10 protein-coding genes are annotated in these 15,913 nt (G+C 37.6%); all 10 read right to left on the bottom strand.

The genetic code is table 11. The features are described from left to right. Positions 1-35: 35 nt before the first annotated feature. The 10 genes from O3620_RS03755 to O3620_RS03800 all read right to left on the bottom strand — a co-directional run bounded on the left by O3620_RS03755 (position 36) and on the right by O3620_RS03800 (position 15,900). Complete coding sequence (locus O3620_RS03755; RefSeq protein ID WP_002919810.1) at positions 36-2,255, bottom strand: bifunctional (p)ppGpp synthetase/guanosine-3',5'-bis(diphosphate) 3'-pyrophosphohydrolase; 2,220 nt, start codon at positions 2,253-2,255, stop codon at positions 36-38. A 628-nt stretch (positions 2,256-2,883) separates the two neighbouring features. After that, positions 2,884-5,628 carry a type VII secretion protein EsaA gene (esaA, locus tag O3620_RS03760; RefSeq protein WP_004188947.1) on the bottom strand — a complete coding sequence of 915 codons (2,745 nt, stop codon included), beginning with the start codon at positions 5,626-5,628 and terminating at the stop codon, positions 2,884-2,886. A 156-nt stretch (positions 5,629-5,784) separates the two neighbouring features. Further along, positions 5,785-10,221 carry a type VII secretion protein EssC gene (essC, locus tag O3620_RS03765; protein ID WP_002919812.1) on the bottom strand — a complete coding sequence of 1,479 codons (4,437 nt, stop codon included), beginning with the start codon at positions 10,219-10,221 and terminating at the stop codon, positions 5,785-5,787. After that, entirely contained in the window at positions 10,214-11,350 is a 1,137-nt protein-coding gene (gene essB / locus O3620_RS03770; RefSeq protein WP_002919813.1) for a type VII secretion protein EssB, read from the bottom strand. The genes essC and essB overlap by 8 nt, the downstream gene beginning before the upstream one ends. Continuing rightward, positions 11,343-11,597, bottom strand: a complete 255-nt coding sequence (locus tag O3620_RS03775) for a hypothetical protein (protein ID WP_002916152.1) — start codon at positions 11,595-11,597, stop codon at positions 11,343-11,345. Before O3620_RS03775 ends, essB begins: the two co-directional genes overlap by 8 nt. Further along, positions 11,566-12,048 carry a type VII secretion EssA family protein gene (locus tag O3620_RS03780; RefSeq protein WP_002919814.1) on the bottom strand — a complete coding sequence of 161 codons (483 nt, stop codon included), beginning with the start codon at positions 12,046-12,048 and terminating at the stop codon, positions 11,566-11,568. Before O3620_RS03780 ends, O3620_RS03775 begins: the two co-directional genes overlap by 32 nt. 552 nt (positions 12,049-12,600) lie before the next feature. Beyond that, positions 12,601-12,915, bottom strand: coding sequence for a DUF4176 domain-containing protein (locus O3620_RS03785; protein WP_002919815.1), 315 nt, complete (start codon positions 12,913-12,915; stop codon positions 12,601-12,603). A gap of 151 nt (positions 12,916-13,066) precedes the next feature. Then, positions 13,067-13,795 (bottom strand): hypothetical protein, encoded by a 729-nt coding sequence (locus O3620_RS03790; RefSeq protein ID WP_002919816.1) that lies wholly within the window; start codon positions 13,793-13,795, stop codon positions 13,067-13,069. Between the two features lie 54 nt (positions 13,796-13,849). Beyond that, positions 13,850-15,244 (bottom strand): T7SS effector LXG polymorphic toxin, encoded by a 1,395-nt coding sequence (locus O3620_RS03795; protein ID WP_371601450.1) that lies wholly within the window; start codon positions 15,242-15,244, stop codon positions 13,850-13,852. After that, the gene (locus tag O3620_RS03800) at positions 15,241-15,900 is read right to left on the bottom strand and encodes a DUF4176 domain-containing protein (protein ID WP_002919818.1); all 660 of its coding nucleotides are present in this window, start codon (positions 15,898-15,900) and stop codon (positions 15,241-15,243) included. The genes O3620_RS03795 and O3620_RS03800 overlap by 4 nt, the downstream gene beginning before the upstream one ends. Positions 15,901-15,913: the final 13 nt, after the last annotated feature.

A 15,913-nucleotide genomic window follows, 5' to 3' on the forward strand; every position in this document is an offset into this window, starting at 1 on the left:
GGTACTTACAGCTCGATAATGATTTCCGAAAAGAATCATCCATTAGTCCGCTTGACCGAGTAGACCTCTGGCACGCTCTTGATCTTATCCACCACCGTCGTCAGCATGGATAGATTAGCAATACCAAAAGAAACGTGGATATTGGCAAATTTCATATCCTTGGTTGGCTGAGCATTGACTGTTGAGATATTTTTGGTGGTATTGGACAGAATCTGCAATACATCGTTGAGGAGACCAGAGCGGTTGAGACCGTAAATATCAATGTGAGCTGTGTACTCTTTGGTCGTGTTGTTGTCTTCCCATTCCACATCAATCAGCCGCTGCTCGTAATTTTCTTGGGCCTTGAGATTCATGCAGTCCTGCCGGTGAATGGCTACACCGCGTCCTTTGGTAATATAGCCGACAATATCATCACCCGGTACAGGATTACAGCATTTGGCAATCCGGATAAGGAGACCAGACGCCCCCTGAATGACCACACCTCCTTCGTGCTTGACCTTGAGGGTGTCTTTTTTATTTTCGACCTTGACTTCGCCGCCCTTAACCAATTCCTCCGCTTCTGCTCTGGCCTTGGCCCGTTCTTCCTCACGGCGCTCTTTTTCTGTCAGACGGTTGAAAATGCTTATCGCGCCAATCTCACCGAAGCCAATCGCCGCAAAAAGCGCCTCTTCAGTCTTATAGCTGGTCTTCTGCAGCACTTCTTCCATGTGCTTCTTGTCCATGTACTTATTGGCTACATAGCCATGCTCCTGGAATTGAGCCTGCAAGAGCTCCCGTCCTTTGGAGATAGATAGCTCCTTGTCTTGATTTTTAAAGAACTGACGGATTTTATTTCTGGCCTTGCTAGTCTTGACAATATTGAGCCAGTCGCGGCTAGGGCCAAAGGAGTTAGCGTTGGTGATGATTTCCACCTGATCCCCTGTCCTAAGCTTGGTTGTCAGGGGTACCATGCGGCCATTGACCTTGGCTCCAGTTGCTTTCTCACCGACCTTAGTGTGAATCTCATAGGCAAAGTCAATGGGACCCGAGTCCTTAGGCAGAGAGCGCACTGCGCCATCTGGTGTGAAGACATAAATTTCCTCAGCTAGATAGCTCTCCTTGACCGAGTCAACGAAGTCCTTGGCATTGTTAGACTGGTCTTGCAGCTCCATCAGCTCCTTTATCCAATTCATCCCGATGGCTGATTCTTTGCTGTCTACCTGTCCCTTTACACCTTTCTTGTAAGCCCAGTGAGCCGCAACCCCATACTCAGCGACCTCATGCATTTCCTTGGTCCGAATCTGAAACTCAATCGGACCTTTGGGGCCATAAACGGTCGTATGGATAGACTGGTAACCATTGGCCTTGCGATTGGCAATATAATCCTTGAACCGCCCCGGCATCGGCCGCCAAAGCTCATGAATGTAGCCCAGCATAGCATAAACATCACTTTGAGTATCCAAGATACAGCGAATAGCGATTAAATCATAAATCTCATCAAAACGTTTCTTCTTGTCCTGCATCTTGCGATAGATCGAGTAGATATGCTTGGGCCGGCCATAAATCTTACCGTGCAGATTGCGCTCGCCAGCATAGGTCTCAATCTTCTGAACCACCTCTTCTACCAGTTCTTCACGCTCCCGACGCTTCTCCTTCATCATGTGGGAAATTTTGTAAAATTCCACTTCATTGAGATAACGGAAAGACAAATCTTCTAGTTCCCACTTGACACTGGAAATCCCCAGGCGGTGAGCCAAGGGTGCGTAGATTTCCATTGTTTCTCGGGAAATCCTCTCCTGCTTATCCTTGCGCAGATGCTTGAGCGTCCGCATATTGTGGAGACGGTCTGCCAGTTTGACCAAAATAACCCGGATATCCTCTGACATGGCCATCAGCATCTTACGGTGATTTTCTGCCAGCTGCTCCTCGTGAGATTTGTATTTGACCTTACCCAGCTTGGTAACCCCATCCACAATCACGCGCACATCCGTCCCAAACTCTCTTTCCAAATCATCCAGCGTCGCACGGGTATCCTCAACCACATCATGCAGGAAGCCGCAGGCAACCGTTACCGCATCTAGCTTGAGTGTGGCCAAAATCCCTGCCACCTGAATAGGATGCACGATATAAGGCTCACCCGACCTACGAAACTGCCCACTGTGACAGTCAATCGCATAGATCAGAGCTTTCTGTATAAAGGCCACATCCTCCGCAGCCAGATATTTTCTCGTAAGGGCCAATACCTGATCGCCCGTCAAATTCACTTCTTTTGGCATCTCGTCTCTCCAATTCCTGCCTACTATTTTATCACTTTTAACCCGATATGAAAACCTAGAAGACGGTTCTGTGTTTGTTTTAGTACAAAAAAGTGGAATCAATAATAGGTAGTAAGCTCTAAACTGAAGTTAGCCTCCTAAAACTTAAAAAACATCTATATGTTATACTAATTGTTGACCAAAACCCAAGCAAAGAAACATAGAGATACAAAACTACTCCGCTCTAAAATCTTGAAATAGACACTTGAGGCAAAAAGGGAAATTGATCTCAAAATTTGAAAGGGAAACAGCCTTCTGTACAAAATCTATACGAAATATTTATTTAGTCCACCTACTTAATATTCCAAGCAGCAGATTTCTCAAACAATTTTAATAAATTTTTTGAGAAATCATTAAAGTCAGCTATTTGAGCCTCAATTCCCGTTTTTTATGTTGTCACTTTAATCTTAAGATTAGATTTCTATACTTTTACTTATCTATTTAAAATAAGGCTGTGACATTTCTATCACAGCCTTATCCAATAATTCAAGAACTACTTGAATAAACGAAGCTAAGTATAGATGATATACACAAGTTTCATCATTACTTTCTACACCTTCCAGTAGCATTTCTATTGCTAAGATTCTACCTATTCAAATTGTTCCTCTTCTTCTTTTTCAACCATCTTCTCTTTCTTTCTATGAGCGTACTCTCTAATTGTCAGACCCGTAGCAATGTTGGTTAAAAGTAAGATTACGAGTAAGTAAACCCATATTGGAGTATTTGATAAAACACCAGATTGGCTTGTTTTTTCAGTTACAACAGGATTGGATAAGAAATTCAAAACAGCTTGGTTATCTGTTCCGTTTGAACGAGCATTCGATAATACTCCTTGAAAGTTTTTATTAAACTCAGTACTATCTTCAATATTTTTGGCCTGATTCTTAATAAGCGACTCTGTTTGTTGGTGAACTTCCTTCACTTCTCCTTGGACCCTTTTAGCTTGCTCTGCTAAAGTGTTAAATTGCGTATCCATAGATCCGATTGCATTTCCATTAGAGGCGATTGTATCAGATGTATTTCGAGTACTAGATGCAAGCTTTGTAACAATATCTAGCAAACTATTACTACTATCATCAGTTGTATAAAGTCTATTATTAGATAAACTGTCACTAGAACTTGTTGGAGAAACTTCCAGAAGTTCTGGACTATTTTTCTTCCACTCTTCATACTGTTTATTTAAATCGTCAACGGCTTGTTGATGCCAATCAGATAGTTCTCCAACAATTGCAGCAAAATAATCATTCGGTAATTCTTCTTTTGTCAGTTGTGGAAGAGAAGCGGTATTTTTCTGAAGTCGATTTATCTCTGCACTTAACTTAACATATAATTCAATCCCTGACTGTCGATATTGGTCCACATCTTCTGGTTGTAGTTTATCCGCTACAGACGATGGCGAAATATTCCCATACATCTTTGCAACTGAGTTACTTGCTGGATTAGCAATATCAATATCGTAGGACGAAGATGGGCTTCCATATAGGTTCTTAATCGTAGCTGCCGCGGTATCAATTCTAGATAGTTGTTCAAAAATATTAGACAAATCTGTCTTAATTAATGCATCATTTCCCTTATTGTTATCATAAAAGAAACTGTATTGTAAAGGTATTCTCTCACTACCAATCTCAAGATCAAATGCAACCGTATTGAGACCATAATTAGGAGAAAGCTGAATTTGCAGTTGGAGACTAGTAGGTTCAGAAATACTATCAACACTTGGAACTACCGTAGCTCCCTGAGCCCCTTGAACCTGTATATTCGTCACACGGATAGTAGTTGCAGTATATTTATTACCCCCATTTCCTTCAGAAGTCATCTCAGGGTAAACATGCTCCATTGTAACTGTTTTTGCATCTGTTGACGGCAAAGAATCATTAGCTACCGTTATAAAAGTATAGCCTGGCATTGAGCCAGTAGTAGCACCTTTAACACTAGCATAGCTAGCTAACAAGTTTAATTTTGCATAATAAGAAGCAATTTGGTCATCTGTTAAAGCCCCAAACTCTTTTAGTTTATTAAATAAGGTCGCGTAATCCCCAGAATTAACACTAATAGAAGCAATTGTACTATTTACATAATTAGTATAATCTCCAGGCAACTCATCTGAATCTGATAAAGTATTAACAACCTGTTTGGCCAGCGCCTGCCTCACATTATCTTTATCCACACCATCACTAACAGCTTTTAAAATCGCATCTTTATCATCTCCCAAAGAACTTGTATCAACCTGCACCCCATTAAAATAATTCTGGGAAATTTGGTCACGAGAACCCTCAAGAGAGTTTCTAATGGACTCCAGTTCCTTTTGAGATTGCTCAATCTGCTCTTGAGAATGATTTATTTTATCATTATAACTTTCTATGTGCTTAGCTAAACGAAGCAAATAAGAATCTGGTTCATTTGGCTCAGTAGGTGATTCTGTATTCCCAAAAAGATGTAAATAACTTATTGAATTTTTATAAAGGTCAAGATATAATTTGTTATCTTTATCATACTGATTCTTAACAGAGTTTCCCGCCACCTGAGCATTATGATTAGCAACTTGTGATTGAACTTGCTTATACTTTAAAATTGGATCTGTTTGGCCCATTAAAGATTCGGCATTTCTTTTTAATAAATCAGCAGTTGAAGTTTTGAAAGTTGATGTCGCTTGCTCAAATGATCTATTAGAGGACTGAACACTCTCTGCAATTGAAGGGATCGAATCTATTGATTTGATACTCCTATCAGCAGGTTGAACAATTGAAGTAGATAAAGAATCATAGATATCAGACTCGTCACCAACAATTGTATTCATCTGAAGTTTAGCATCATCAAGGTTATTAATGACACTTGTAAAGTACAGACGAATTGTTTTCTGATTCAAACTATTAACATAATCTCCAACCTGCTGGGCCATCTCAAGCGACTGTTCTTTTTTTACAGAATCTTTTACTTTATATGTAATTTTGGCCTTTTCAGGATTAAAACTAGATAGCTGCAATATATTGTGTGAAAAATCTTTAGGAATGTAAATGATAGCTTCGAGGGAATTGTCTTTGTACTGACTCTCCGCCTGATCCCTAGACATGACTTTCCAACTTGCTTTTTTTCTCTCATCTTTTGCTAGTAATTTTGTAAAATCATCTCCAAAATTATATTGAGCGCTATTTAACTGTTCGCCTTCGTCTTGATTTACAATCCCAATACGAAGATGTGTCTTCTCTTTAGTCCCTAGAACAAAAGAAAGGCTATCTGACTGTCCCATATAGATAAGAAGTCCTGCAGTAATTACTATACATAAAATAGCCAAGCCTTTCCTAAGCAAGTGATTTTTTCCTTTTTTTATACCCATTATGGATTTTTCTCCTAAATTGATTTTAACATTATCATCAAAATATTTATAATTTATTTATGATAATATACATCCTACAATCATTATAATTATTACAAATAGTAGGATTTCTTCTATTATAGCATATTCAGAAATTATTATGGAAGCTTTATGTACCTATTTTTCTTGCGGAATTCTCAAACGATGAACACTTCTACCAACGAAGAACTGTGTTTCATTAAGTTCAACCAACGGTTCATTGTATTGAGTACGACCAGGCACAACTTTCTGTTCGTTAAAGATGGTACCAAACGTTCCCATTGGAACATTTTGGCGAAGCCGTTTGAAGAACGGTGTGAATTTGCTAACTATGCCACTTTGATAACCATGGAAAATCAAATGAATGTTGACCGACGAAGATTTTGTGAACAAAGTATTTACATCTTTATCCATCAGTACAATCTTATCACCAGCTAAGTTTATATCTGGAAGATAAACAAACATTGGTTGCTCTCTACGTTTACCAGACTGAATAATTCCTAATAGTTCACCAAGGAATTGGCTAATATTCGCCTCCTCAATTCTAGTATCAAAATATTCATTCATACCAACAAAACGTCCATCAGTATCAACCACTACGCGATCAACTTTCCCAGAAAACTCTGAAAAAGCAGATAATATCGTACGCTCAATACTATATGTTTGAGAAGGAGTATCATCCATGAGAAGAATAAATTCATAGTTCATTGGTTCGATAGAGCGAACCAACGTTGTTTCCTTATCATAACCAATTGGAATATTGTATTTTTGCCGTTCCTCTTGGACAGCTACATCATTTTCAAATTGCTCAAAAGTAATTTCATTAGCCAGCATTGGAACGGCTTCTGGTCTAGGGCCATCCCATAACTTATCCATTACCTCAATAGCGTTTTCTAAACTCTGTAGTCTTTCAAGATTGGAACTTCCTTCTGTTGCAAGGTATACTTGAAAACGAATAGGTTCTTCAAATCTAATCTGACCACGACCAGGAATTACTTGATCAGCTAGAGCATCAAAACCAATAAGATCTTTTTTAGAATCCTTGTCGACCAAATACAAAACAAACTGTGTAGCAAAATTACTTCGCATACTTAACTTCATAGTAGTGTTCCGAAGAACTGTTGCTATCAAATAGATACCTAAGCTTGCGCCCTCACGCAACACCTGATGAAAAGCGGATTCAACAGAACTTTCGAGTGGATGATCACGTACAGTATCATAAGAGTCAACAATATTTAAAATGAATGGTAAATACTGACCTGTCTTCTGCTCATACTGTTCAATAGAAGTAACTCCATATTCCGCCAATAAATCACGGCGTTTTTGTATTTCTTTTTGTAAACTCTTAAGGAGCTTCAATAGCTTTTCGGCATCATCTAGAGTAGCAATATCTGCCACATGCGGTAAACCTTTCAGAGGAAACAGTCCATTCGTTCCAAAATCAAACAGGTTAAATTGCATTTGATCTGGTCTATTAAGCCGAGCAAAATTCATAACTAGCGTCTGAAGTGCTTGAGATTTCCCAAACCCTGGGGAAGCATAAATGATACTGTGACTAAACTCTTCTAAATCAAACTCTAGCATCCGCTGATCCTGCTCTGAAGGAATATCCATTAGAGCAAAAGGAGCTTTGTGAAGTTTCTTCTCTGTCCATTTCGTAGTTAAAACCGGTGACGTAATATCTTCATCAAGCGGAGGTAACCATGGCTTAGCTGGTATACAAAGGTCTACATTCTTTGCGTGTTGAGCAATATACTCCACAACAGCATCTAGTTCAGTCTCATCAGTATTAGCATCTGTGCTGACCGTCTCTTCCAAGTAAGACAAATCTGTAGTAGCGAGTTCATACTGCCCCAGTTCATTGATTATCCAAAGCCGATTGTCAACTTCTTCACTACGTGCTTTCACTGTTGGCGCATATCGTGCTCCACTCCATGCTGATTGAAAAAGTTCATATATTTCATTATTCCCAACTTGTAAATAGGCACGACCTGGCTGAGTAATACTTGCAGCATCTGGTGTTTTTATAATCTCATTTGAATCCGCTTTTTCCGCCACTTTGAGTGCCAACTTAAATCGAGAATTAGACCAAATTTGATCATTAACAACTCCTGAAGGCTTTTGAGTAGCTAGAATCAAATGAATCCCTAGGGAACGTCCAATACGCGCTGTTGTTACAAGTTCTGTCATAAACTCAGGTTCATTTTGCTTCAACTCAGCAAACTCATCCGAGATCAAAAATAGATGTGGAAGCGGCTCAGTAGGGAAATCTCCCTCTATTCCAGAGCGACCTTCCTTGTATAATTTTGTATATCCATTAATATGATTGACCCCAAATCTACCAAATAGGCGTTGACGCTTTTGCAACTCTGCTCTAATAGAAGCTAACGCGCGCTGGATTCCTGCTCCATCTAAGTTTGTGATAACGCCCATCAAATGTGGCAAATCTTTAAATAAATTTGCCATCCCTCCACCTTTAAAGTCTATTGGGAGAAAACCAATATCTTCTGGACTAAAGTTTAATGCTAGCGATAAAATGTAAGATTGTAATATCTCCGACTTACCCGATCCTGTTGTCCCGGCAACAAGACCGTGGGGACCATGAGCACGCTCATGTAAGTTCAAGTAGACAATATCATCTTTTCCTCGAACCCCAAGTGGAACAGCAAGGCTCTTCGATGTATCTCCTCGAGCCCATCGGCTAGAAATATTTAAGTCATCAACCTGTTCCACATTATACAATTCTAAGAATGTAATTGCATCAGGAAGTGCATTTTTTTGAGTTTCCTCATGAACTAGATTACTTAAACTACGAACAGCACCTTCATAATCATCTATCAACGGATACGGAGTAAAAACTTGGTTTACATATATTCCTCTATTATTGATTAAAGTAGCTGTATCTCCATTCTTTAAATCAATAAGCGTGGTTACCGTTTCAGGTAATTGACGACGACTTTCTTTTACCCAAATAACAGTTACTCCAAAAGAAGCCAAATCTGCTCGTGAAAGGCTTTCGTTGATAGCATGACCAGACAACAAGCGATCATCTGAAATGACTATCACAATCTGAGGTAAAAAGGTTCTTTCCTTCTGTTCCTTGTCTTGAATGCGAGACTGTAATACTTGATAAAGACTTGTAAGTACAGCATCTTTCGTACGATCATCATGTACAAAACCACGAACATTAATCATTGGTAACAGAAAATGAGGTAAAAACCGCCATTTCTTCCAAATTTGATCATAATCTTCCTGCGAAGTCAAATTAACAAATATTACATCGTGATAAGAATGAAAAGCTGCAACTTGCAATAAAAGTTGCTGGATAAACAACTGACCTATGTCATGTTGAGCAACCAGCCCAACAATATTCTGAGCAAGTGTTGTCGTAACAGGAACACCTTTTTGTTTCTCATAAGTCTTTAACAAATCTTGAGAAAAAATTGTCAGCTTGTCTTTGGTTAAAAAGTCCGTTTGATAATCAATTTGAAGCTGACTATCAATATCTCCCAAGCCAAGCGAGACAGTCATAAAATCCTCATTAAAAGGTAAGCGTTCATAGAGACGTTCATCATAACGCATAATCATATCAATTAACGTATTGATATTCGGTTGCTGATAAAATAGAATATTCTTTTCCTCTGCATAATGCTTATGTAGAGTGGATAATTGTTTTAATAAATACGCCTCGTAATCTTCTACCCTTGTTATCTTCTTTTGTTTATACTCTTTTTTATCAGTAAAATAACTCGTAATTGAAAATGCAGCTGTAAGAACACTCATGCCCCCCATACTCAACATCATAATGGCATTTCGTCCCATTAGAACAACTACCAAGCCAGAAAGAGCAACCATACCTAAAGGCGGAACAATTGCTCGCCAAATAGCATTTTTAGGTTTTGTTGGGGGATTTTTAGGTTTTTCTATTCTCTGACGTTTATCGTATATCGTGGGGAGTACTCGAGGACTACGACGATAAACTGGGAAATTAGATTGATAAATTGACTTTTTCTCTTCCAACAGGACACTTTGAGTATTGAAATTTGCTTTCTCAAAGAACGATGAAATTTGCCATTGATTTTCTAAAAACTCTATAAAATAGTTCTCTACAAAAATACTATCTCCTTTTTTAAATTCAGAAATAATATCAGAAGAAATCAATTGCTCGTTCAAATAGAAGACACCGCCATTTGGATAGAGATAAACTTTACCATTGGAGAACAAAACATAGGCTTTCGAGTGAATGAGGAGATCTGCTTCTTTCTCTTTTGAAATGATAAAATCTTGATTTGGAGGAGAAATGTAACTAACAGAAATGTCACTCTCTTCTTCAAGGACAAAAACAGTCTTATTTTCAATAGTATTTTTTCCTCTGGTTAATTCTTTTCCATTAGAGTAGACCTTACTATCATTCACGTTGAAAAAAAGTCCTTGCACTTCAACACTGTCGCCTTCCATAAAAGTGAGTAAAGAAAGTCGCTTGCCAAATATAACTACTTTAATTTGCCCTGAAATTTTATTAGAAACCGGTTCTTTTTCTGTATTGTGAAAAAATTTCTTATCTTCTCTACTCATCTTTTTCTTCACCTACTTTTACACCTAGTTTTTTAGAAAGCTCTTCGATTTCTTTGCGATATTCACTTAATTTTTTTTGTTTTTTAGCACCCTTCATATTCTTATCTTCACGGGTTTGTTCATATAAATTAGTATAAGCGTGTAGGGTCAACTGATCATCCCCAATGTTCTGAGCTAAATCTAGAGATTTTTTATAGTCTCCCCTTCCAAGATAAATCCAATAATCTAAAAGATTTTCCTCGCTAGATGGAGTGATTGTATTTAAAACGCTTGATTTCTGCTCCTCAGACAAGTTATCTAAATGAACATAAGAGGACGCTAAAACATATTTTGCTTCTTTACCTAAACGATTTACTTGAAATTTTTGTAAATCATCTGCCACATCATCATAATGTTTAGAAATAAAATGACTTTGTGCATCCACTGTCGCACGCTGAACTGGGATAGACCAAAAATAAAAATATGCTGCAAAAGCTCCTAAAGCAACAGTTGTAACGCTAAAAATTCCCATTCCAATAGAAAAAATACGCCAACTCCGTTTTGAAACAACTATCTTTGTTTTCTTTTCTTCTTGATAAGCTTTGTCATAAGCTTCATTAACATATTTTATTACTTCATCATATGTCTTACATGCAGCTATATCCTGTACCAATGAATCTCTTATTGCAGCTATACCATCTATTAGTAATTCAAAATCAAGTTTTGGTCGTAGAATAGAGACAACCAAAGCCTTGTAGCTCATTAGAAACGTCTCTGAAGTATAAGGTATAGGACTCATAATTCCTTCTAAACCAAAATGAAGAATCTTAACAACACTTCCTTGTAAAAATATATTTTTCGGATGGATATAAGGTACCTTAAAATTATGCTCAGAGAATATCAAAGACTCCATTTTCTGAGCCAACTCCAAACGCTTTACTTCTGTCATCTCTTCCGCAATAAGCTCTTTAAGACTATAAGAATATTTTGGCTTATCATAAATTAGTGATAAAAAACCATTATCTTCTAATGTCACGGAAGCATCCACATAATTTTCAATTGTAGATAATTTTTGACGAGAAAAATGGCTGGCAGGCAGAATAACCTTGACCTTTTCCTTGCTATATTTAATTTCAATTTTATCACTCATTTATAATTACCTCCAATACATCTCCATCCCCTAATGGATATTCCTTTAAAGCTCTATGCTGTTCTATTCTTAGAAGCTTTCCTCGAACCTCTAAATGCCAATTATTTTGATGAATAGATAATGTTTTATCTAGATTGTTTGAACACATTAACATCTTTACTCCCTGTAAAGATAATAGTTTAGAAAAGCGAATATCTATTTCCTTATCTTCATACCTAATTGTTGCGTTTAAATATTTTTCCCCCATGAAAAATCCTTCCTAAATAAATTCCAATTAAAATCATTGCTACAATAAATAATACTACACCAAGAATTGACCATATCATTGTGGCCCCTGATTCCTCTGTGTCTACAATAATATTGTCAGAAACCTGATAGTTCTGAAAAAGAGCATGTCGATAAACTTGGAGGTCGAGTCCATCACCACTCCGAACTTCTTTCTTACTGAAATTAGCTTGGTTTGCAGTCTTAAGCATTTCCTGAGCATCAGTTTTAGATTTCGTCGCTTCTTGCTCTATTCTATCCATAAATAAGTTGGGCGCATAAATATGCTCAATTTCATTACCTTGGGAACGTTGCTTTTTTTGCGTTATCGAATCTGTTTTTAAATCTAACTCACCGTCCTTAGCATAAACAGTGCTTCCAGTAAACAATAACAATAAAAATATCACTAAAACTCGACTTGATTTTTTCAACATTTCATCTCTGCTTTCTAGCTTAAAAGACTTAAAAAATATTTAGCATCAATAAGTAAGTTATAAATATTCCTAAACAACATTTACCTATCATAACAAGCTTTAATAAATTTTATATTGATTAGTCTCATTCAAATATTAGTCTTATTTTATCACGAATTGTATCAATATTCAAACTTTCAAACAGTTATTCACAAGCAGATTGTACTGTTGTGACAAAAAATATAGCACCTAATTAAATTTAGATACTATGATATATAACTCTGAATCCAAATATACTGACCCGATTCAATTGCGGTATGTCTTACTTCCCTAAGGTACTTCTGATTTATCGCCGATTAATATTCAAATATTATTGCTCAGGGTGTTATCTATTGTCTTTATTTAATGGTATTTTTTATTTCTTGCGCTACTCAAAACATCTCTAAATATCTTTCCCATAATCTTTTCATCAGAAAGTACATTGAAAGGACATTTCGACTGCGATTATATCACAAACGAAGTGATCTCAAGAAAAAAATCGCTCTAATATAGCGATTCTTCTCATATCATTATTTAAATAGAACCTTTTGGAACTTCTGCTGACTTCATCCAAGTATCATAATGCTCTTCAAAAGCCTTCTCATCTTCGTTTCTATATCCCTCAAATAAAACTTCTTTGACATTTTCTCTATTGAAAAAGAACAAATTGTCTGGTGTCTGCATCCCGTTCGGAATAACTACTGAACCGTAGTCAAAATAGACACTCTTAGTCCCTCCTTTACCATCTTCCACTTCGATTACACTAGCTCGTGAAACAATCATCACTTCGCTATCATCACCATTTTTGAGGGTTACAACTGAACCCAAAGGTAAAATTTTATCTGTCATTTTCTTCTCCTTGTTTTTCCAATTTTTCTACATTGCTTAGCGCAATAAAGTTCAACAATATTCACTAGAAATCAAAAAGTCACTATTGCATCTCTTGACTTTAAAACAAAAATTAATCTCCATATCTTAAAGCATCTCAAAACTTTCTTCTTTACTTATGTAATTCTTTTGTCACAATAGCTCCATCCGGTCCGACGCTCACTTCTAGATAGACATCTGGATCGTCGTCAGCTCTACATATCACATTAAGTTTTCCAGCACGGAATAAATCCAATATATCAAAACTTTTGGGAAGATTGTTCTGATTATATAATACAAAAGAAACACCTAGCAAAAGTCCTGATGCAACAATTTTAAATATCTCTCCTCCAATAGGATTACCTAACAAGTCTTTATAATTAAAAATGAAATCATAGGCATAGAAGAATCCAACCAAGGGGACTAGAAAAATCAATCCTTTTATCAAGCGTGTAGCATTGCGGCTATCTTTTTCACTCATCTCAATCTCTGCCTCCACTTCCTTGGCTTCGTCTGACTTTTCCATAATCACCCGACAAACCGTTTGAGAGGTCACTTGTGCTCTGTTGACATTTCGATACAAGGCGCGTTCTACGAGGATAGTAATAAAGGTAAACTCTGCTATCCAAATAAGAATAACACTCCAAAAAGTTGTCATGCTATAAGTTCCTTGTAAAAATAGACTAAAGAAGGAAGAAATACCACTTCCGCTAGCTATAAAGAGAACAACTAATAGAGGAATATGCCGATTCATCCTGCTTGATTTCTCTGTATCTAATAGTTTACTCTTTGGTGCCTCTAAAAGTTCGTGGGTCTTACAATCAAAATAAATAGCTTTATCGCCATATTGATTAAAAAACATACGACGTCTTATAAAAAACATTCTAGCCTCTTTCTAATATTTATCGGATTCCCGTTACCACAGCTTGGGTAGCTTCCACTCTCCGTGTGAAAACTTATCCCATACATGATTAATCCCTTTTCCAACTGCATCTCCGATAATCGTCCCTGCTACTGTTCCTATTACCGTTCCTACTACAGGGATTGGAATAGCAGAGCCAATAACTGCTCCGACCTGAGCTCCGACTACTGCACCACTAAAGGTACCTGCCGCATGGGCGACTCCATCAGCTGCTGCATGAACATCCCCATATTTCCCCCTATTCTGTTGGAATGTATCCCAACCATCTTTCAATGCTAATACTGTACCGATAGCGCCTACATTTTTTACTGCTCCGAGACCTTTCTGAGACACAGCAGATTTCATGTTTCTGAATATATCTGCTTTAAGAATATCTTTATTAAGATGGCCTAGAGAATCTTTTACAAAACGCACATCATCTACATGGCCTCCGATGAATTTACCAAATTTAGTAGCCCAACCAGCAATCTTTTCTCCTCTTGCAAAAGATTTAGCTGCTCTTGCAAGAGCTTGAGTCCCAGTACGAGTGCCAGAATTAATCATAACAAAATTAGCTCCTCTAACACCGTATTGAAGCAATTTACGGCCTACCGATTTTCTAATTAAGGAATTTACCATTGCTCCAGCCTTAGTTGAAGCTGCTTTAAAGCCTTCTATTCCTAAAGATTGCGCAATAGATTTTAGTTCTTCTACAATATAGTCTAACACCTTTATAGGTGTCGAATTTAAAACAGAATTGGTAACTTCCTCAACTCCATCCATAAAGGCAGTGCCTTTATAAAATGCCTGTGCTTCTTTTGAAGTAAAGGAACTCTTACCTGCTCCTTCCAGTCCCTTCAGAGCAGTCGCTTGAACTTGTAAAAGCTTGCTATACTCATCTCCTCGTTTCCAACCATTGAAGCTGGCCATATTGGTTTTAGTATCGGTCAAAATGGTCTTCCTTTCTGACAAAGGAGTAGTTATTGTACTAGCATCTGGATTTGTCAGACTGATAATATCAGAGATGGAACTATAAATATTTGCCGTTGCTTGATTCACCGTACTAATATTGGTCTCTATACTCGAAAAACCATCTAAAAGCCCTTGCAAATAATCCGTATCAATAATCGCATCTGCTGCTGTCTCTGAAACTGTTGATTTAAACTGTTCGATAGTCTTATCGTATTGAGCAGAAAGAACGGCTAAAGCATTAGAAAAGTTTGTCAATAATGGAACCTGATGGTTATTGATCTTAGCATCAATTGCTCCCTTGACATCTCCTTTGAGACTTTCTGAATTGACCAAACTTACAAAAGAGGTCTTAGCTGTCTCAAGCTGGGTAGTAATCGAGGTCTGTGAGTTAGACAATGCTGTCTTCTGGTTATGAACCTCTGTCATATCTATTTTCATCTATCTTCTCCTTCAATACTATGTGTCACGGAAAAAACCCTATGTCGAAAATAATCCTTACGATACTGCTGATCTACATAGGATTGATCCAAAGTATCGCTATAACCTTCTTGGATAACATGAGAAATCAAATAGCTTGGAATAAACAAAGGTTCAACATCTAGTCTCATACCATAGGGGTAGATGCTAACTAGATAATCTATATATTCCCGGTCGTCTGGTTCAGAAAGCAATCTCCGCCCCATAATCATAGCCATGAAGGGAACCTTTGCCTTCTCCATCTCGGATACTAGTCCCTCTGGAAGAAGCTCGCGATCTAACTCTACCAAACTGCCCAAGGGGAGGATTGGAGCCAACAGTAAATCAGTACAAGATAACCAAATCCTAAAGTCTTTCATAGACAAAACGAGCTCCGAGCCTAAATAAGCCAGAGTTACTCTTTCCTGCTCCCAATCAAACTTCATCGTAACAGATGTACCCAGCAAGCTGTTGTAGCTATAGAAGGACTCTTTCTTGACAATTGCCAACTGAAGTCTACGAAATGCATCTCCTTGACTAATCAAGGATTGACCCACTTGCTCCAAAATGGCTCTTTCACCCTCATCAACTCCTAATTGAAGCAAGGAGTTTTGATAAAGGTCACTTATCTCATTCATCTATCTTGTTCCT

The sequence above is a fragment of the Streptococcus sp. 27098_8_134 genome (assembly GCF_041431675.1).
Taxonomy (GTDB): Bacteria; Bacillota; Bacilli; order Lactobacillales; family Streptococcaceae; genus Streptococcus; species Streptococcus sanguinis_R.

What these genes read in the sequence shown, in the direction of transcription:
- O3620_RS03755 (WP_002919810.1), bottom strand. Translation starts at nt 2,255, where the DNA reads ATGCCAAAAGAAGTGAATTTGACGGGCGATCAGGTATTGGCCCTTACG.
- esaA (WP_004188947.1), bottom strand. Translation starts at nt 5,628, where the DNA reads ATGGGTATAAAAAAAGGAAAAAATCACTTGCTTAGGAAAGGCTTGGCT.
- essC (WP_002919812.1), bottom strand. Translation starts at nt 10,221, where the DNA reads ATGAGTAGAGAAGATAAGAAATTTTTTCACAATACAGAAAAAGAACCG.
- essB (WP_002919813.1), bottom strand. Translation starts at nt 11,350, where the DNA reads ATGAGTGATAAAATTGAAATTAAATATAGCAAGGAAAAGGTCAAGGTT.
- O3620_RS03775 (WP_002916152.1), bottom strand. Translation starts at nt 11,597, where the DNA reads ATGGGGGAAAAATATTTAAACGCAACAATTAGGTATGAAGATAAGGAA.
- O3620_RS03780 (WP_002919814.1), bottom strand. Translation starts at nt 12,048, where the DNA reads ATGTTGAAAAAATCAAGTCGAGTTTTAGTGATATTTTTATTGTTATTG.
- O3620_RS03785 (WP_002919815.1), bottom strand. Translation starts at nt 12,915, where the DNA reads ATGACAGATAAAATTTTACCTTTGGGTTCAGTTGTAACCCTCAAAAAT.
- O3620_RS03790 (WP_002919816.1), bottom strand. Translation starts at nt 13,795, where the DNA reads ATGTTTTTTAATCAATATGGCGATAAAGCTATTTATTTTGATTGTAAG.
- O3620_RS03795 (WP_371601450.1), bottom strand. Translation starts at nt 15,244, where the DNA reads ATGAAAATAGATATGACAGAGGTTCATAACCAGAAGACAGCATTGTCT.
- O3620_RS03800 (WP_002919818.1), bottom strand. Translation starts at nt 15,900, where the DNA reads ATGAATGAGATAAGTGACCTTTATCAAAACTCCTTGCTTCAATTAGGA.